Annotated in this window: 18 protein-coding genes; 7 read left to right on the top strand and 11 right to left on the bottom strand. The window is 68.3% G+C overall.

What is annotated here, in order from left to right; all coding sequences use genetic code 11:
* Positions 1 to 38 precede the first annotated feature (38 nt).
* Together ACK8CO_RS08670 and ACK8CO_RS08665 are read right to left on the bottom strand one after the other, a co-directional pair.
* Positions 39 to 806 (bottom strand): glycerophosphodiester phosphodiesterase family protein, encoded by a 768-nt coding sequence (locus tag ACK8CO_RS08670; protein WP_414898864.1) that lies wholly within the window; start codon positions 804 to 806, stop codon positions 39 to 41.
* Positions 803 to 1,267, bottom strand: a complete 465-nt coding sequence (locus ACK8CO_RS08665) for a RidA family protein (protein ID WP_414898863.1) — start codon at positions 1,265 to 1,267, stop codon at positions 803 to 805. The genes ACK8CO_RS08670 and ACK8CO_RS08665 overlap by 4 nt, the downstream gene beginning before the upstream one ends.
* Before the next feature lie 205 nt (positions 1,268 to 1,472).
* Here ACK8CO_RS08665 and ACK8CO_RS08660 point away from each other — a divergent pair, with 205 nt between their 5' ends.
* Both ACK8CO_RS08660 and ACK8CO_RS08655 read left to right on the top strand, forming a co-directional pair.
* Entirely contained in the window at positions 1,473 to 2,240 is a 768-nt protein-coding gene (locus ACK8CO_RS08660) for a VacJ family lipoprotein (protein ID WP_231119186.1), read from the top strand.
* Positions 2,218 to 2,856 carry a phospholipid-binding protein MlaC gene (locus tag ACK8CO_RS08655; protein ID WP_414898862.1) on the top strand — a complete coding sequence of 213 codons (639 nt, stop codon included), beginning with the start codon at positions 2,218 to 2,220 and terminating at the stop codon, positions 2,854 to 2,856. Before ACK8CO_RS08660 ends, ACK8CO_RS08655 begins: the two co-directional genes overlap by 23 nt.
* 120 nt (positions 2,857 to 2,976) lie before the next feature.
* On the opposite strand, the gene ACK8CO_RS08650 is transcribed toward ACK8CO_RS08655, so the two are convergent.
* Positions 2,977 to 5,157, bottom strand: coding sequence for a transglycosylase domain-containing protein (locus tag ACK8CO_RS08650; RefSeq protein WP_414898861.1), 2,181 nt, complete (start codon positions 5,155 to 5,157; stop codon positions 2,977 to 2,979).
* A gap of 243 nt (positions 5,158 to 5,400) precedes the next feature.
* Between ACK8CO_RS08650 and ACK8CO_RS08645 the strand changes: the two genes are divergently transcribed.
* Positions 5,401 to 5,739, top strand: coding sequence for a P-II family nitrogen regulator (locus tag ACK8CO_RS08645; RefSeq protein ID WP_075784302.1), 339 nt, complete (start codon positions 5,401 to 5,403; stop codon positions 5,737 to 5,739).
* A gap of 33 nt (positions 5,740 to 5,772) precedes the next feature.
* Positions 5,773 to 7,104 (top strand): ammonium transporter, encoded by a 1,332-nt coding sequence (locus tag ACK8CO_RS08640; protein ID WP_080614888.1) that lies wholly within the window; start codon positions 5,773 to 5,775, stop codon positions 7,102 to 7,104.
* Positions 7,105 to 7,212: 108 nt separating this feature from the next.
* Here the strand turns inward: ACK8CO_RS08640 and ACK8CO_RS08635 are convergent, their stop codons facing one another.
* The 3 genes from ACK8CO_RS08635 to smpB all read right to left on the bottom strand — a co-directional run bounded on the left by ACK8CO_RS08635 (position 7,213) and on the right by smpB (position 9,798).
* Positions 7,213 to 8,397, bottom strand: coding sequence for an aromatic amino acid transaminase (locus ACK8CO_RS08635; RefSeq protein WP_414898860.1), 1,185 nt, complete (start codon positions 8,395 to 8,397; stop codon positions 7,213 to 7,215).
* Complete coding sequence (gene sseA, locus ACK8CO_RS08630) at positions 8,391 to 9,254, bottom strand: 3-mercaptopyruvate sulfurtransferase (RefSeq protein WP_414898859.1); 864 nt, start codon at positions 9,252 to 9,254, stop codon at positions 8,391 to 8,393. The genes ACK8CO_RS08635 and sseA overlap by 7 nt, the downstream gene beginning before the upstream one ends.
* A gap of 67 nt (positions 9,255 to 9,321) precedes the next feature.
* A complete protein-coding gene (smpB, locus tag ACK8CO_RS08625) occupies positions 9,322 to 9,798 on the bottom strand; it encodes an SsrA-binding protein SmpB (RefSeq protein ID WP_080617898.1) in 477 nt (158 codons plus the stop codon).
* Positions 9,799 to 10,383: 585 nt separating this feature from the next.
* Between smpB and ACK8CO_RS08620 the strand changes: the two genes are divergently transcribed.
* Entirely contained in the window at positions 10,384 to 10,836 is a 453-nt protein-coding gene (locus ACK8CO_RS08620; protein WP_414898858.1) for a DUF4399 domain-containing protein, read from the top strand.
* Between the two features lie 3 nt (positions 10,837 to 10,839).
* Here the strand turns inward: ACK8CO_RS08620 and ACK8CO_RS08615 are convergent, their stop codons facing one another.
* Positions 10,840 to 11,310: a TrmO family methyltransferase gene (locus ACK8CO_RS08615; protein ID WP_414898857.1), complete on the bottom strand. Its 471-nt coding sequence runs from the start codon at positions 11,308 to 11,310 to the stop codon at positions 10,840 to 10,842.
* Positions 11,311 to 11,340: 30 nt separating this feature from the next.
* Complete coding sequence (gene dapA / locus ACK8CO_RS08610; protein ID WP_080614893.1) at positions 11,341 to 12,216, bottom strand: 4-hydroxy-tetrahydrodipicolinate synthase; 876 nt, start codon at positions 12,214 to 12,216, stop codon at positions 11,341 to 11,343.
* Between the two features lie 164 nt (positions 12,217 to 12,380).
* Here dapA and ACK8CO_RS08605 point away from each other — a divergent pair, with 164 nt between their 5' ends.
* Complete coding sequence (locus tag ACK8CO_RS08605) at positions 12,381 to 14,306, top strand: lytic transglycosylase domain-containing protein (RefSeq protein WP_414898856.1); 1,926 nt, start codon at positions 12,381 to 12,383, stop codon at positions 14,304 to 14,306.
* Between the two features lie 274 nt (positions 14,307 to 14,580).
* Here the strand turns inward: ACK8CO_RS08605 and ACK8CO_RS08600 are convergent, their stop codons facing one another.
* Both ACK8CO_RS08600 and mnmD read right to left on the bottom strand, forming a co-directional pair.
* A complete protein-coding gene (locus tag ACK8CO_RS08600; protein WP_414898855.1) occupies positions 14,581 to 15,474 on the bottom strand; it encodes a DMT family transporter in 894 nt (297 codons plus the stop codon).
* A complete protein-coding gene (mnmD, locus tag ACK8CO_RS08595; RefSeq protein WP_414899001.1) occupies positions 15,471 to 16,145 on the bottom strand; it encodes a tRNA (5-methylaminomethyl-2-thiouridine)(34)-methyltransferase MnmD in 675 nt (224 codons plus the stop codon). The genes ACK8CO_RS08600 and mnmD overlap by 4 nt, the downstream gene beginning before the upstream one ends.
* A gap of 50 nt (positions 16,146 to 16,195) precedes the next feature.
* Here mnmD and ACK8CO_RS08590 point away from each other — a divergent pair, with 50 nt between their 5' ends.
* Positions 16,196 to 17,242 (top strand): NAD(P)/FAD-dependent oxidoreductase, encoded by a 1,047-nt coding sequence (locus tag ACK8CO_RS08590; protein WP_414898854.1) that lies wholly within the window; start codon positions 16,196 to 16,198, stop codon positions 17,240 to 17,242.
* 3 nt (positions 17,243 to 17,245) lie between these two features.
* On the opposite strand, the gene ACK8CO_RS08585 is transcribed toward ACK8CO_RS08590, so the two are convergent.
* The gene (locus ACK8CO_RS08585) at positions 17,246 to 17,485 is read right to left on the bottom strand and encodes a hypothetical protein (protein WP_080614897.1); all 240 of its coding nucleotides are present in this window, start codon (positions 17,483 to 17,485) and stop codon (positions 17,246 to 17,248) included.
* Between the last annotated feature and the right edge of the window lie 550 nt (positions 17,486 to 18,035).

Genomic DNA, 18,035 nt, shown 5'->3' with positions numbered 1-18,035 from the left:
CCGGCTTTCCCCTTGAGGTGGGGCGGGCGGGACCGGGGTCAAGCGGGCCGGGTTGCGGCATAGCCCTCGAAGGTGACATTCGCGGCGACGCTGCGGGCGATACGCTCCTCGGCCGGGCTGCGCACCGTCCAGCACAGGATCGCGGCGCCACCGGCCCTGAGCTCGGCCACCCGGGGCCGGGCCAGATCGCGCCACATATGCGAGATGAACGAGGCGCGGACCCGGTCGTAATCGGGGATCTCGCGCAGGGTCTCGCGCACCGGCGCATGCAGGCTCGGCCAGTCCTTGGCCTCGTATGCGCAGGTGGTCAGGCCACGCGGCCGCTCGGGTGCGGCCTCGGCCAGTGCGGCCACGCTGTGCGGGTTGAAGGACATCAGCGCGACCGGGCCGTCATAGCCCCTGAGTACCTTGGCCACCGCCCGTTCCAGCGGGCCGACGGCGGCGCCCATCGCCCCGTCCTGATCCTTGATCTCGATCAGCAGCGGCACCCGGCCCGCGACCTCTTCGAGGATCTGCGCGAGCGTCGGGATGCCGAAGGTGCCGCCCCTCAGCGGGATCGCGCCCAGCTCGGCGGCGCTCCGGCCCGCGACCGGGCCGGCCTCGCCCGTCAGCCGGGCGAGGTCGTAATCGTGAAACACCATCGGCACGCCGTCGGCCGAGGGCTGGATGTCGATCTCGATGCCGTAGCCCCCGGCGATGGCGGCGCGCACCGCCTCGACCGAATTCTCGGGCCGCCCGGCGGCGCGGTCATGCAGCGCGCGATGGGCGAGGGGGGCCGTCAGGAAGGCCGGGGGCAGCGGGCTCATGCGATCTCGAAGATGCCTTCGATCTCGACCGCGACGCCGAAGGGCAGCGAGGCCGCGCTGACCGCCGAGCGCGAATGCCGCCCGGCATCGCCGAGCGCCTCGACGAAAAAGTCGGAGGCGCCGTTGATCACCTTGGGCTGATCGCCGAATTCGGGCGTCGAATTCACGAAGCCGGTCAGCTTGACGACACGGACCAGCCGGTCGAGATCGCCGCCGCAGGCCGCCCGAAGCTGGGCCAGCAGCGAGATCGCGCAGGCCCGGGCTGCCGCGGCACCGGCCCCGACGTCGAGATCGGCCCCGAGCTTGCCCAGAATCAGCGCGCCATCCGCCGCTGAAACCTGGCCCGAAACGAAGACGAGATTGCCCGAAATCACATAGGGCACATAATTTGCCGCAGGGGCAGGGGCGTCGGGCAGGGTCACGCCAAGCTCGGCCAGTCTGGCCTCGTATTTGCCGCTCATTTGGTCTCTCCGAAGGAAAATATGGTGCGGATCAGGGGTTCGGGCCGAGGCTAGCGCCCCGCCGCGCCGGGCGGAAGCCGTAAAAGCCGGGCGGAGACCGTAAAATTCGGGCCATGGCCGGGAGGCTCCGGGCCCGTGGGCCCTTGTGATCCGGGCCCGGGCGTGGTTCCTTGGCAGAGTCTCGATATCAGACAGGATCCTGCTCGTGTCGTCTTTGCGGAAAGCCACCCTGTGGACGGGCCGTCTCGCGGTTCTTTCCTCATTTATTCTTCTGACCGCCTGTGCGCGCCCCGAGGCGCCCGGGACGATCCGCGATCCCTATGAGGCGCGCAACCGCCAGATTCACGAGGCGAACAAGGCGCTCGACCGTGGCGTGTTCCGGCCGGTCTCGACCGCCTATGGCCAATCCGTGCCGCACCCGGTCCGGAGCGGTGTCAGCAATTTCGCCTCGAACCTGTCGCTGCCCGGCGCCGTGATCAACAGCCTGTTGCAGTTCCGCCCGGGCGACGCGGCGCAGAACACCACGCGGTTCCTGATCAATACCACCATCGGTCTGGGCGGGATCTTCGATCCGGCCTCGCGGATGGGGGCGACCAAGGTCAATACCGATTTCGGCGAAACGCTTTATGTCTGGGGCATGCGCGAAGGCGCCTATGTCGAGTTCCCGGTGCTCGGCCCGATGACGGAACGGGCGATGATCGGCCGTGCCGTCGACTTCGCGATGAACCCGCTCAGGCCGCTGGCCAATTCCGAAGAACGCAACGTGATGGCGGGCACCGGTGTGCTGCGCGGCGCAAATGCACGTTATGAAAACTCGGATCTCGTAGATTCGGTCCTATATGACAGCGCGGACAGCTACGCCCAGTCGCGCCAGATCTATCTGGATTCCCGGCGGCACAAGCTGAACCGTAACCAAGAGACCGAGTATTTCGACCCCTACGAGGACCCCTATGCAGATCCAAACGCCGAGTAAGGCCTCCGCCCCGACCCGCCGCCGTCTTCTGATGACCGGTCTGGCTGCCGGGGCTGCTCTGACCGTGACCGGCCTGACATCCGGACGCGCGCTTGCGCTGACCACCGGCGAGGCGTCGCAGCTGATCGACCGCGTGATCGGCGATATCAATCGCGTGATCAATTCCGGCAAGTCCGAAGCCCAGATGTTCCCGGAATTCGAACGTATCTTTTCGCGCTATGCAGATGTGCCGGTGATTGCCCGTTCCGTGCTGGGCGTGGCGGCCCGGCAGGCCAGCCAGTCGGAGCTGAACGCCTTCACCCAGGCCTTCCAGGGCTATATCGCCCGCAAATACGGCCGTCGTTTCCGCGAGTTCATCGGCGGCGAGATCAAGGTGAACGAGGCCCGCCAGGTGAAGAACTTCTACGAGGTGAAAACGACCGCGCTGCTGCGCGGCCGGTCGCCGGTCGAGGTCGTCTTCCTGGTCTCCGACCGTTCGGGCAAGGACAAGTTCTTCAACATCTTCATCGAAGGCGTGAACATGCTGGCCAGCGAGCGGACCGAGATCGGCGCCATGCTGGACAAGCGGCGCGGCGATATCGGTGCGCTGACCCGCGACCTGGCTTCGGCGGGCTGACGCGTCTTTCCGCTTCCGAAAGACAGGAAAGGCCCCGGCTTGTGCGCGGGGCCTTTTCCGTTCTGCCAGGGAGCATCTTCTGCCCCCCACCCTTGTGGCCTTCCCCGGCCTTCACCGGGGTCAGTTGCGCCCGGTGAAGGCGCCCAGCACGCTGCGCAGGATGTTCTCGGCGACATTGCCGCCCTGATCGCTGCCGCCCCTTGCCGCGACCGCCGAAGACGGCTCTTCCGGGACCAGCATCGGCAGGGGATGCGGCGGCACGCCGTCCTCGACGCGTTGCATGGTCTCGTGCCAGATCTCGGCCGGAAGCCCGCCTCCGGTCACGCCCCGCAACGGGGTGTTGTCGTCATAGCCCATCCAGACCCCGGCCACGTAATCGGCCGAAAAACCGATGAACCAGGCGTCGCGGGCGGCCGAGGTGGTGCCGGTCTTGCCCGCGACCTGCCGGTCGGCCAGCTTGGCGCGGTGTCCGGTGCCCGCCTCGACGGCGCGCCACATCATGTAGACTAGGCTGCGGGCCGCGCGCTCCGAGATCACCCGCTCGCCCATGCCGCCCTCCTGGCCCATCAGCGGCTCGCGGTCGCCTTTCAGCTTCAGTTCGGTCAACCCGTAGGGGGTTACGCTCGAGCCGCCGTTGAGGATGCCCGCATAGGCGCCGGTCATGTTGATCAGCGTCGATTCCGAGGCGCCCAATGCCAGGGCCGGCCCTTCGGCCAGATCGGCCTGCAGCCCGAAATCATGCGCGATCCGGCGCACGTTCTCGCGGCCCACGGCCTCGGAAACCTTGACCGCCGGAATGTTCAGCGAATGCTGCAACCCCTCGGTCAGGGTCACCCGGCCGCGGAAGCGGCGGTCGTAGTTTTCGGGTGAGTAAGGCCCCGAACCCGGCACGTTGATGGTATAGGGCTCGTCCACCACGGTCGCATTGGGCGTGTAGCCGAGATCAAGCGCGGCGGCATAGACGAAGGGCTTGAAGGCCGACCCGGTCTGCCGGAGCGCCATCGTTGCCCGGTTGAACCCGCCGATCGCCGTCTGGCGGCCGCCGACCATGGCACGGACCGCGCCGTCGGCCGACATCACGATGATGGCCGCCTCGGCCTTCGAGCCCTCCTTGACCTTGGTCTCGAACACCTCCTTCAGCGCGCTCTCGGCGGCTTTCTGGATGCGTGGGTCGAAAGTGGTGCGGATGATGACATCCTCGGTGGTGTCGCGGGTCAGGAAGTCGGGCCCCGCCCCCATAACCCAGTCGGCGAAATACCCGCCCGCGCGGGCTTCGGCGGCTTCGGAAAGCTGCGCCGGGTTGGCCCTGGCAAGGGCCGCCTGCTTGGGCGTGATATAGCCCTGCTCCTGCATCAGCCCGACGATGAGATTGGCCCGGTCGCGCGAGCGCTTGAGGTTGTTGGTCGGGGCATAGGTGGTGGGCGCCTTCAACAGCCCCGCCAGCATCGCCGCCTCGGAGATGTTCACCTGGTTCGCGGATTTGCCGAAATAGCGCTGGGCGGCGGCCTCGAAGCCGCGGGTGCCCGCGCCCAGATAGGCGCGGTTGAGGTAGATCGTCAGGATCTCGTCCTTGGTATACTTGGCCTCCATCGCCATCGCATAGAGCGCCTCCTTGACCTTCCGCCCCAGCGTGGTGCGGCGGCAGTCGGCCTCGTAGGCGGTCTCGTTCTTCCAGGTCGTCGAATCATAGGGCACGCCGAGACAGAGCAGCTTGGCGGTCTGCTGGGTGATGGTCGAGCCGCCATTGCCCGAAAGCGGGCCGCGGCCCTCGGAGAGGTTGATGCGGATCGCGCTGGCGATGCCGCGCGGGCTGAGGCCGAAATGGCCGTAGAAGCGCCGGTCCTCGGTTGCGACCACGGCATTCTTCAGCGCCGGGGCGACGGTCGTGGCGGTGATCTGGCCGCCGAACTGCTCGCCGCGCCAGGCGAAGACCTTGCCGTCGCGGTCGAGCAGGGTCACCGAGCCGCGGTTGCGCCCGTCCAGAAGTGCCGTCATCTCGGGCAGTTGCTGGTAGAAATAGAAGACCGCGCAGCCAAGCGCGAGCGCGCCCAGAACCGCAAGCCGGATCCCGGTCCCGAGGAGCGAGCGGAACAGTCCGCGAAAGAAGGCCCGGATCGCGCGCAGGATCGGATTGCCGCGCCCGGCGCCGCCGCGCCGCCCGCCCCCGCCGCCATTGCGGGATCGGGGCTTGCGGCTGCGCGGCTGCTGCGGCTTGCGTTTCGTCTTCTTCGGATAGCGCCGATCCGCCACCAGGGGCGGCGGCCTGCGTCCCGTGCTGCCCATAACTGTCGACTGCCTCATTTGCCTTTTCGCGGCACCTTATCCCGGCCGCGCCGGATTGTGGAGGTCGAAGGCGTCATGTGACCGGTCCGCGAATTGCCCAAAAAAAGTGCACTTACCCTGATCTGTGCAAAAGTTGTGCAACAACTCTCGTTTTGCGACCGGTTTGCGGCCTCGATCCGCTTGTCTCACGGCGGTTTCGCGGCCCTTCCTTGCCTCTGTGGAAACCCGCAGGGGCGACCTGCTCAACGGAAGGGGCACAACGTGAAACTCATCATTGCTGCAATCAAGCCGTTCAAGCTGGAGGAGGTGAGGGAAGCTCTCACCGCAATCGGCGTGCGCGGCATGATGGTGACCGAGATAAAGGGGTTCGGATCGCAGTCCGGACATACCGAGATCTATCGCGGTGCGGAATATGCCGTGAATTTCGTTCCCAAGGTGAAGCTCGAAATCGTGGTGACCTCGGCCATGGCCGATCAGGTCGTCGAGACCATCGCCAAGACCGCCAAGACCGACAAGATCGGCGACGGCAAGATCTTCGTTCTGGACGTGAACCAGGCGGTGCGGGTCCGGACCGGAGAAACCAACGAAGACGCGGTGTGACGCGGACGTATCAGGGATAGAGAGACAACGAAAATGGCGAATATCAAACATATTCTCGGCCTTTCGGCGCTGACCGCGACGGCCGCGGCGCTTCCGGCGCTGGCTCAGGAGGTCGCCGAGGCCGCACCGATCATGGACAAGGGCGACACCGCCTGGATGATGACTGCGACCATCCTCGTCCTGTTCATGACCATGCCGGGCATCGCGCTGTTCTACGGCGGCCTCGTGCGCCAGAAGAACATGCTGTCGGTACTGATGCAGAGCACGCTGATCGCCGGCATGATGATGGTGATCTGGGTGTTCTGGGGCTATTCCTTCGCCTTCGGCGGCGGCACCTCGCCGTTCTGGGGCGGCTTCGGCAAGCTGTTCCTGTCGGGCGTCACCGTCGATTCGACCGCCGCGACCTTCACCGATGGCGTCGTCATCCCCGAATATGTCTTCATCGCGTTCCAGATGACCTTCGCCGTCATCACGCCCGCGCTGATCGTCGGTGCCTTCGCGGAACGCATGAAATTCTCGGCCGTGCTGCTGTTCGTCGCGCTGTGGACGACCTTCTGCTATTTCCCGATCGCCCACATGGTCTGGGACGGCGCGGGCCTCTTGTACAACCTCGGCGCTCTCGATTTCGCGGGCGGCACCGTGGTGCACATCAATGCCGGTATCGCGGCCCTGGTCGGCGCGATCCTGATCGGGCCGCGCATCGGCCTCGGCAAGGAAAACATGGCGCCCCATTCGATGACCCTGACCATGGTCGGTGCCTCGATGCTGTGGATCGGCTGGTTCGGCTTCAATGCCGGGTCGAATCTCGAAGCCAATGCCTTCACCGGCCTGCCCTTCATCAACACCTTCGTGGCGACCGCCGCCGCCATCCTGTCCTGGTCCGCCGTCGAGGGCCTGACCCGCGGCAAGGCCTCGATGCTGGGGGCTGCCTCGGGCATGGTCGCGGGCCTCGTCGCCATTACGCCCGCCTGTGGCCAGCTCGGCCCGGTCGGTGCCATCATCCTCGGCTTCGCCGTGTCGCCGATCTGCTACTTCTTCGTGTCGACCGTGAAGACCAAGTTCGGCTATGACGACAGCCTCGACGTCTTCGGCGTGCATGGCGTGGGCGGTATCGTCGGTGCCCTGGGCACCGGTCTGCTGGGCAGCGAGGCGCTGGGCGGCCAGGGCTTTGCCGAGGGTGTCGGCACCATCGGCCAGACCATCATCCAGGCCGAGGCCGTGCTCGTGACCATCGTCTGGTGCGCCGTCGTCTCGCTGATCGCCTACAAGATCGTGGACATGATCGTGGGTCTGCGGGTCGATACCGACAGCGAACGTCAGGGCCTCGATCTCACCAGCCACGGCGAGGCGGCCTATCACAGCTGAGCCGGACGCCCTGGGGTGGAAATGCGAACGGCGGGGAGTTCCCCGCCGTTTCCTTTTGTGCCTTTGCTGCCCGGTGCCTGTGTTCCGGGGCCTGTGTTCTGGGGCCTGTCAGAGCCCGGCGGCCAGCATCGCCCCGGCGACTTTCGGGATGTTGGTTTCCGACAGTCCGGCGAGGTTGATCCGCCCGTCGCCGATCACATAGACGCCATGGGTCTCGCGCATCATTGCGACCTGTTCAGGGGTCGCACCGATCAGCGAGAACAGCCCCTTCTGACCGGCAAGGAAGGCAAAGCGGTCCGACCCGCTGGTTTCGCGCAACCTGTCGGCCAGCGTCCGGCGCAGGGTTTCGATCCGGCTGCGCATGGTCTCGAGCTCGGCCGCCCAGTCGGCCCGCAAAGCGGCATCGCCGAGGATCGCGGTCACCACGCGGGCGCCGTGATCGGGGGGGAAGGCGAAATTCTGGCGGTTGAGGTTCGAGAGGTTCCCCCGCACCAGATCGCGCGCCGTCTGATCGGGCGTCAGCGCCAGTACCGCTCCCACGCGTTCGCGGTAAAGCCCGAAATTCTTCGAACAGCTGACCGAGACCAGCATCTCGGGCAGCGCCCCGGCCAGCAGCCGCAGCCCGGCGGCATCGGCCTCTAGCCCGTCCCCGAAGCCCAGATAGGCCAGATCGACCAGCGGCAGCGCGCCGGTGCGGCCGAGGATCTCGGCAATCGCGGCCCAGTCCGCCGGCGTCAGCTCGGCCCCGGTGGGGTTGTGGCAGCAGCCATGCAGGATCACCACATCGCCCGGGCCGGTGGTCTCGAGATCGGCCAGCAGGCCCGTGATGTCGGGCGCATGGGCCTCGGCATCGTAATAGCGGTAGGCTGCCTCGCCGAGCCCCAGGAAATTGACGATGGCGGCATGGTTGGGCCAGGACGGCGCCGGGATGAAGACCCGCGCCTTGCGATCGGCGAGGCGCACCAGCTCCAGTGCCTGCCGCACTGCGCCGGTGCCGCCCGGCGTCGCCACCGCGGCGACGCGGTCCGCAGGCACGGCCTCGCGCAGGACCAGCGTCCGGATCGCGTCGAGAAAGGCCGGATCGCCCTCGATGCCCACATAGGCCTTGCTGTCCTGGGTCCGCCACAGGGTTTCCTCGGCGGCCTTGACCGCCCGCATCACCGGGGTCCGGCCCTGGGCATCGCGATAGACGCCGACGCCAAGGTCGATCTTCTCGGCGCGCGGATCGGCGCGGAACTGCTGCATCAGCCCGATGATCTTGTCGGGGCTTTGCGGAGAAAGGCGGGTCAGCATCGTGCAGGTCCCGTCTCGACCGGAAGATCGCCATACATGCCCCATTCCGACCACGAGCCGTCATAGAGCGAATGGGTGCGATGCCCGATCACCTCGAGCGCGAGGCTGAGGATGGCGGCGGTCACGCCCGAGCCGCAGGAGGTGATGACCGGCTTTCGCAGGTCCACCCCGGCGGCCTCGAAGACCGCACGCAGTGCCTCGGGGCTTTTCATCGTGCCATCGGCATTCAGCAGGCTGGCGAAGGGGACGTTCTTCGAGCCCGGAATATGGCCCGGGCGCAGCCCCGGCCGCGGCTCGGGATCGGTCCCCTCGAAGCGCGAGGGCCCGCGGGCATCGATGATCTCGAAATCGCCGAGCTTCGAGGCGGCGGCGACCTGGGTCACGTCCTTGACCAGCCCGGCCTGGCGCTGCACCGTCATGTGGCGGTCGCGCACGACCGGCGGCATGTCCTCGACCGGGCGCTCCTCTGCCCGCCATTTCGGCAGGCCCCCGTCCAGCACCGCGATGTCGGTCTTGCCCATCAGCCGGAAGGTCCACCAGACCCGGGCGGCCGAGAACAGCCCGGCGCCGTCATAGACCACGACCTGATGGCCATCGCCCACGCCCATGGCGCGCATCCGGCTGATGAACTTCTCGGGCGGCGGCACCATATGCGGCAGGTCCGAACGCTGGTCGGAAATCTCGTCGATATCGAAGAAGCGCGCGCCGGGGATATGGGCCTCCTGATACTCGGCACGAGGATCGCGGCCCGAGCCGGGAAGATACCAGGAGGCATCGAGGATCCTGAGATCGGGATCGTTCAGATGCGCCGCAAGCCAGTCGGTCGAGACCAGCGTTTTCGGATCGTCGTAGCTCATGACCTCCCCCTCCGGCTGCGCAGACACCGTTTTCCTTAGAACGGCGCCAGAGCCGAGGCAAGGCGGGTCAGCCGTGATCCTTCAAAAGCCGGGCCTTCTGGCGCTGCCAGTCGCGCTTGGCCTCGGTCTCGCGCTTGTCCTGGGTCTTCTTGCCCTTGGCGATGCCGATCTTCAGCTTCACCAGCCCCTTGTGGTTGAAATACAGCACCAGCGGCACCAGCGTGAACCCCTTGCGCTGGGTATCGGACCAGAGCCTGGCCAGATCCTTGCGGCTGACCAGAAGCTTGCGCTTGCGGCGTTCCTCATGGCCCCAGGTCCGGGCCTGCTCGAAGGGCGGGACATAGCCGTTGACCAGCCACAGCTCGCCATCCTCGACCGAGGCATAGCTCTCGGCGATGTTGGCGCCGTTCTCGCGCAGCGACTTGACCTCGGAACCCTGCAGCACGATCCCGCATTCGAGGTCGTCCTCGATGGCGTAATCGTAGCGGGCCCGCCGGTTCTCGGCGATCACCTTGTAATTCGGATCTGTCTTCGCTTTGGCCATGGTGGAGGCGATATAGGCTATCGCGGTCCGGCTTGAAAGGGCGCGCATCCGTCCTCAAGGCGGCTGTCGCATTTCGCGAAGGGGTGGGCCGGAGCTATCGGCAGCGGTCTTTCGCTGCCGGAACGGCACCGCATCCCGGCCGGGCGCGCCGCTTCAGGGGCCGACGCGTGCCGGCCTCCCGGACAGGGCGCCCCGGCCCGCGCGGCTGTCCAGCCGCAGGCATGGCTGCCGGAAGTGACGCAAGGTCATGGCCGTCGGTTCTTAGAAGGCATCTCAAATTTGATCATAATTATTCCCGATCAAAGTCCGAATCGACGTGCCATATGGCGGTCATGGATCGACGTGGTGTTGCCGATCCTGTGTAGAGGGCCGCGTATCTGGCCCTGTAACGGGTGCAATGTTACTTGGGGCGCGCCATGTGAATGGTGGCAGACGGTTGGTGTGACCGGCGCGCCCCAAGGGTTTCCTCCCGCCTTTCCGAATCGCGCCTCGGATTGATCCGCTCCCGTTCCGGGCTAGCTCGAGTCCGGAGGCCGGTCCGGCCAACCGGATCGTCCGTCGGAATGCACTGGAAGGGAGGACCCCATGCACGCTCGCCCCGCCGTTTCATTCGTTGTCCCGTCTCTGGCATTCGCCGCGCTGACGGCATTTGCGCTGCCCGCGCTGGCAGAGGATCCCCGCACGCCTTCGCCCGAGGGGGCACGGGTGTTCATCATCAGCCCCGAAGACGGTGCCACGGTCTCGTCGCCGGTGACGGTGGTCTTCGGCATCGAGGGCATGGAGGTCGTGCCGGCCGGCACCGACGCCCCCGCCAGCGGCCATCACCACCTGATCGTCGATCTGCCGCAGGACGAGGTCGATGTCGTGCATGCGATCCCCGCCGACGATCATCACATCCATTTCGGCGGCGGCCAGACCGAGACCACGGTCGAGCTCGCGCCCGGCACGCATAGCCTCTGGCTGCTTCTGGGCGACGCGAACCATGTGCCGCATGACCCGCCGGTGATGTCCGCGCCGATCGAGGTGACGGTCGAATAGGGCTCAGCCGGTTTCGCCGGGCGGCAGGACGATCGAGGCCAGCCAGGGCTTGATGTCGAGCAGAGGCGTGCCGTCGAAACAGTCAAGCGCATCGACCTCGACCCGACCGGCCCCGGCGTCGATCGTGGTGATCCTGACCGTCGACTGGCTGATCGTGTTGGGCCGGTTCGGCGAGCGCAGGGCGAAGCTGCCGCGCGGGCCGTCGACATGGCGGGGCGCCTGCACCAGAAGATCACGCCGCGCCCGGTCCATCCAGTACAGCAGGATAACCGGCTGGCCGACGGAAAGCCCCTTCAGCGCCGGGGCGAAGGCCGGGTCGATCTCGAGGGTGGCGGGCGCGCCCCGTTCGCGCGCCCGGCAGATATTCCTCGGGCAATCCTCTGGCCCCCAGGGGGTCCGGGCCCGGCCGATGACGCGCAGCGCCGGGCCCTCGGCGGGGCCGGGATCCCCGGCCACCACCTCGCCCGGGCGCAACTCGTCCGGCCCCTTCAGTTCAGCAGACCTTCAGTTCAGCAGGCCGGCATGGCGCATTGCGGCGTCGATCCGATCCTTCGTGCCTTGGGTCAGCCCGACCAGCGGCGAGCGGACCTCGTCGCTGCACTTGCCGAGCCGCGACAGCGCGTATTTCGCCGCGGCAACGCCGGGTTCGAGGAAGATCGCGATATGCAGCGGCATCAGCCGGTCCTGCAGCTCCAGTGCCTTCGCGTAGTCGCCCGCAAGCGTCGCTTCCTGGAACTCGGCGCAAAGCCGCGGCGCCACATTCGCGGTGACCGAGATGCAGCCCCGCCCGCCATGGGCGTTGAAGCCCAGCGCGGTGCCGTCCTCGCCCGAAATCTGCACGAAATCGGGGCCGCAGGTGATCCGCTGTTTCGGCACCCGGGCCAGATCGCCGGTCGCGTCCTTGACGCCGATGATACGCGGCAGTTTCGCCAGTTCGCCCATGGTCTCGGGGGTCATGTCGACGACCGAGCGGCCGGGGATGTTGTAGATGATGATCGGCAGGGTGCAGCAGTCATGCAGCTCGGTGAAATGCCGGATCATGCCGGCCTGGGTCGGCTTGTTGTAATAGGGCGTGACCACCAGTGCGGCATCGGCCCCGACCTCTTCGGCATATTGCATGAAGCGCACCGCCTCGGCGGTGTTGTTCGAGCCCGCGCCGGCCACCACCGGCACCCGGCCGTCGACGGTCTTCACCACTGCCGCGATCACCGCCTCGTGTTCGGCATGGGTCAGGGTCGGGCTTTCGCCGGTGGTGCCGACGGGCACGAAGCCGTGGCTGCCTTCGGCCAGCTGCCAGTCGACAAGACGCTTGAGCGTGTCGAAATCCACCGCGCCGTCCTTGAACGGCGTCACCAGGGCTGGAAGGGACCCTTGTATCATGACACGCTCCTTATCACTTGTGTGTTTCATCGGGGCGCGAGTCGCGCGCCCGCGCAGCGCGCCGGACCCTATAGCGTCGGCGGGCCGTTGCCAAGTTTGTGAATCGCCTGCATGGAGCACCGTGTGAGACCTTTCCCCTCCCTTCTTGCCGAACCGGTTCCGACATGCGCGCCCTGATCCTGACCGTCCTGATCTTGCTGGCCTCTCCCGTCCTCGCGGCCGATCCAGGCCCGCTGGCCAAGGCCATGGTCGCGGTGCGGGCCGACCGCTGGGCCGAGGCCCGTCAGCTGGCACGCCCGGCCGGTCAGGTCGCGCTCGACATCGTCGAGTGGCGGCGGCTGCGGGCGGGCGAGGGCCGGCTTGACGACTACCGCGCCTTTCTGGCCCGCAATCCCGACTGGCCGGGGCTCGGCAAGGTCCGGAGCGCGGCCGAGGGCGTCATCGCGGCCAGCGACGATCCGGCCGCGGTGGTGGCCTTTTTCGGCTCCCGCGATCCGGTGACCGGCGAGGGCGCGCTGCGGCTGGCCGAGGCCGAGGCCGCGCTGGGCCGCAGGGGCAAGGCCGAGGAGGTCGCGGTGTCGGCCTGGCGCAGGCTGCCGCTTGCCGAGCCGGTGCAGGCGGCGCTTATGGCGCGCTATGGCGCGGCGCTTGCGGGCCATCACAGGGCCCGGCTCGATACGCTGCTCTGGGACGGGCATGACATTTCGGCCGGTCGGATGCTGGGCCTCGTGCCCGAGGGCTGGCAGAAGCTTGCCGCGGCACGGATCGCGCTGCGCAACCAGAGCCCCGGCGTCGATGCCCTGATCGCGGCGGTGCCCGCCGCGCTGCGCGACGATCCGGGGCTGGCCTATGAGCGCTTCATGTGGCGCACCCGCAAGGGCCGGGGCGAGGATGCGATCGCGCTTCTGGACGAGCGCAGCGGATCGGCCGAAAGCCTCGGCCGTCCGGCGCGCTGGGCCGGGTGGCGTCGGTACTATGCCCATCAGGTGCTGCGCGAGGGCAACCCGAAGCTCGCCTATCGGCTTGCCGCGCGCCACCATCTGAGCGCGGGGGCAAGCTATGCCGAGCTGGAATGGCTGTCGGGCTTCATCGCGCTGCGCTTCCTCGACAGGCCCGAGACCGCGCTGAAGCACTTCCGCGCCTTCGAGGCGGCGGTCCGGACCCCGATCAGCCTTGGCCGGGCGGGCTACTGGGAGGGGCGCGCGCTCGAGGCGATGGGCCATCCGCAGGAGGCCCGCGCCGCCTATGCGACGGGGGCGCAGTTCCAGACTAGCTTCTACGGGCTTCTGTCGGCCGAGCGGGGCGGCATCGCCATGGACCCCTCGCTGACCGGCAAAGACCATTACCCCGACTGGCGCGCCCAGCCCTTTGCCCGCGGCTCGGTGATCGCGGCCGCCTTGCTGCTGCATGAGGCGGGCGAGCAGAATCTCGTCGAGATGTTCCTGACCCATCTTGCCGAAACCGCCGATCCGGCCGGGCAGCGCGCGCTGGCCGGGCTGGCGCTGGAGCTGAACGACCACCATGTCGCGCTGCGCATCGCCAAGACCGCGGCCGAGACCGGCAATGTCATGGTCGAGGCCTATTTCCCGGTCACCACGATCGCCCGCAGCCGCCATCCGGTCCCGACCGAGCTGGTGCTGTCGATCGTGCGCCGCGAAAGCGAGTTCGACCCGACGGTGGCCAGCGGCGCCGGGGCTCTGGGGCTGATGCAGCTGATGCCGACCACGGCCAAGGCGATGGCCGACAAGCTGTCGGTGCGCTATTCCAGCTCGGCCCTGACCGCCGATCCGGCCTATAACGCGCGTCTCGGCGCGGCCTATCTGGCGCATCTGGTCGAAGAGTTCGGGTCCAATCCGGTACTGGTCGCCGCGGCCTATAATGCCGGGCCCAGCCGGGCGCATCGCTGGGTCGCCGAACAGGGCGATCCGCGCGCGGCCGGGGTCGACGTGATCGACTGGATCGAGCTGATCCCCTTCACCGAGACCCGCAATTACGTGATGCGGGTCACGGAATCGCTGCCGATCTACCGGGCGCGGCTGGCGGGCCGGACCGGAGCGCTCAGCCTCTCGAAAGAGCTGAAGTCGAACTGAGCGCCGGTCGTCTGGCGCGGTGCCGGGCGGGGCTGTCGCTCCTGCCCGGCCGGCTCTGCATCCCTGCCCCGCCCTGACGCGTGAAAGCCTGACGCGCGCCCGGTCCGCGCTGCCGCCCCCGGGCGCAGTTGCCGGGACGATGGCCTCATGGGGGGCGTCCGTCTGCTGCAAGGGCCAGACCCTCCTGGATCGCCCGTGAATCGTGCCGGGCGGCCCGCTGGCGCCGTTATGTTTTTCGTGCTGCCGCGGATCTGCCCCGAATCTGCTCAGGCGCTCAGACCGGCCCGGCTCCGCCCGCCCGACCTGCCCGCACCCGCTCGCGCCAGGCGGTGAAAAGCCCCGCCGCCACGACGATGGCCCCGCCCGCCACGACATTGGCGTGCAGCGTCTCGTGGAAGACCGCCAGCCCGAAGGCCGAGGCGAAGACGAGCTGCAGATAGGCGAAGGGCTGCACGGCGCTGGCCTCGGCCACCTCATAGGTCTTGATCAGCAGGAAATGTCCCAGCGCGCCCGAGACGCAGAGCCCGGCCATGAAGCCCCAGTCGGCGGCCGTCATCGGCTCCCAGCTCCAGAGCCCGACGAGGGTGGCGGCGACCGCACCGGTGGTGCCGGTCCAGAAGAAGCTGGTCGCGGCGCTGTCCTCGCGGGCGACATAGCGGGTGAGCAGCCCGTAGATGGCGAACAGCGTCGCGGCGGCCAGCGGGATCAGCGCCAGCGGCGAGAACACCCGCACGCCCGGCGCGAGGATCACCAGAACGCCAGCGAAGCCCACGCCGATCGCGCACCAGCGCCGCCAGCCGACCTTCTCGCCCAGGACCGGGCCGGACAGCGCCGCGATCATCAGCGGGTAGGAGGCAAAGACCGAATGGCTCTCGATCAGGCCGAGATGGGTGAAGGCCGCGATCATCACCCAGATCTCGGCCACCAGCACCAGCCCGCGCAGGGTCTGCAGCACCGGCATCCGGGTGCGTGCCGCCGCCGACAGGCTGCCCGCGTTGCGCCGCGCCAGCACCATCACGAAGGCCGCGAAGAACCAGTAGCGGATCATCACCACCATCGGGATGTTGTAGTGATCCGCCAGATGGCGCGAGAGCACGTCCTGCGCCGAGAAGACGAAGGTCGTGGCGATCATCAGAAGGATCCCCAGCCGGGTGTTCTGCCGGGTCATGACAGGTGTCCCACGCTCATGTGGCGCTTGCGCCCGAAGCCAGGGCGGCGGCTGACCTCGAAGCCCGCCGCGGCCAGGCCACGCCGGACGAAGCCCGCCGCGGTATAGGTGGCGGCGGTGCCGCCGGGGGCGGTGTGGCGGGCGACCTCGGCCATCAGCCCGGGCGACCAGAGTTCGGGGTTCCTGGCGGGCGAGAAGCCGTCGAGAAACCAGGCATCGGCCCGGCCCTCCCAGGCGGGCAGGGTCTCGCGCGCGTCGCCTTCGACGATCTCGGCGATCAGCCCGTCGGTCTCGATCCGGCGCGCACCCTCCGCCCAGGCGGCGATCAGCGGGTCGGCCACGGCACGGGCCTCGGGAAAGGCCGACAGCGCGCGCTCCATCTCTTCGGCGCTCATCGGGAAGGCCTCGAAGCTGGTAAAGCGCAAGGGGCCTTCCGTTCCGGCCGCCCGCCAGGCGATCAGCGCCGCCAGCAGGTTCAGCCCGGTGCCGAAGCCCAGCTCGGCGATGTGAAAGCCCGGGGCGAAGCGGCCGGGCAGGCCGTTGCCGTCTAGAAACACATGGCGGGTCTCGGCCAGCCCGTCGGCGATCGAGAAATAGGGATCGTCGAAGCGGGTCGAGACCGGCACCCCGCCCTCGCGCCATTCGATCCTGGCGCGCTGGTCACGGGGCAGCGGATCGCCTAGACCGCTGGCGGATTCTTCGGGGCAAGGGGGCGGAACGGATGGCACGGGTCGATGTAACTGTGATGGGGGCAGGGGTGTTCGGGCTCTCTTCGGCCTATGCCTGCGCGCGGCGCGGCGCAAGGGTGCGCGTCGTCGAATGGTCGCATCCCGGCGCGGGGGCGAGCGGCACGCCGGTCGGCGCACTCAGCCCGCATGTGCCCGAGCAATGGAACCCCAAGAAGCAGTTCCAGTTCGAAAGCCTGATCGCCTCCGAGGCATTCTGGGCGGAGGTCGAGGCCGAAAGCGGCCTGAAGACCGGCTATGGCCGGGTCGGGCGCTATCAGCCGCTCGCGGATGAAAAAGCGCTGGCCCGCGCCCGGGACCGTGCCGTCGAGGCCGAAACGCTTTGGCAGGGGCGCGCGGCCTGGCGGGTGATCCGGGCGGCCGAGGCTGGGGGTCTTGTGCCCGAGACGGCCTCGGGCTGGCTGGTCCATGACACGCTGTCGGCCCGGATCGCGCCGCGCGCCGCTTGCGCGGCTCTGGCCGGGGCCATCCGCGTGCGGGGAGGCGAGGTGTCCTGCGGTGCCGAGGGTCCGATTGAGGGGCGGGTGATCTGGGCCACGGGCTATCCGGGGCTGGCCGCGCTCTCGGCCGATCTCGACCGTCAGGTCGGCAGCGGCGTCAAGGGACAGGCGGCGATCCTTGCGCATGATGCGGGCGCGGTGCCGCAGGTCTATGCCGATGGTGTGCTGATCGTGCCCCATGCCGATGGCACGGTCGCCGTGGGCTCGACCTCGGAACGCGAGTTCGACGATCCCTACAGCACCGATGCGCGGCTCGACGCGGTGATCGACCGGGCGCGGGCGGTCTGTCCGGCGCTTGCGGGCGCTGAGGTGATCGAGCGCTGGGCGGGCGTGCGCCCGCGCGCGAAGACCATCGCGCCGATGCTGGGTCCCTGGCCCGGGCGGCCGGGGCATTTCGTGGCCAATGGCGGCTTCAAGATCGGGATCGGACTGGCGCCAAAGGTGGGCGAGCTGATGGCAGCGCTGGTTCTGGAGGGTCGGGACGACATCCCCGAAGGTTTCCGGGTCGAGGCGAGTCTTTGAGCCTCAGCGCCGGCCGATATAGGTCTGGTAGGCCCAGATCAGGGCCATCGCGCCCAGCACCGCCCCGACAAGACCGGCCAGCGCGCCGGTGATCGCCAGCAGGAGGCGGATCAGCAGCCCGCCGATCAAAGCGCCGAAAACGCCCAGCGCGACGGTCGTCAGCATATCGGCCTCGACCCGCATGATCCGGGTGGCAAGGAAACCGGCCGCAGCCCCGATGATAAGAAGAAAGACCATGCCCATGGCCTGAATATGGGGCGCGCGCCAGGCGTTTGCCAGAGCGGTTCGTAGCGATCCGTGCCCCGGGACAGGGACCCGCGGGATTTCTGCCGCCCCGGACCGGACACATTGGCCCGGTCGGCCGCATTCCGTCCTGCCCCGGCCTCGGTTCCTGAGAACGCCGAACGGCGCCTCGGGACGCGTGGCCGGACACGTGCCCTGTTCGGGCCATGGCGCGTCCGGTCCCGGGGCCGAGGCGGGCGGCGAGACGGGGTTCTGGCCCTGCGGCATGGGCCAGGTGTGGCGGCAAAACCGCGGCCATCCCGGGGTCCAGACCATCCTCGCCCCTCGCTCGTCGCGCAAGCGCGGGAAAATCCGCAGGGATCGGGCCTCTGCCCGGGCCTTGTCGTCATCCGGGTGGCGGGCGTTGCCGTTTTCCGCTTCGTCTCTCGGCCGCGCCCCCCGGTCCGCCGATCCCCTCCGCCGGTCCCTGCGCCGGGGCTGTCGGCGCTGAGCTGGCCCACTGTCCCGGCCACAGATCCGGAGCCCTTGCGCAGATCCGGGAGCGGCGCGG

It is taken from the genome of Rhodovulum sp. HP10, from assembly GCF_047553435.1.
Lineage (GTDB): Bacteria > Pseudomonadota > Alphaproteobacteria > Rhodobacterales > Rhodobacteraceae > Rhodovulum.
This window is presented reverse-complemented; position numbering and strand designations above follow the sequence as displayed.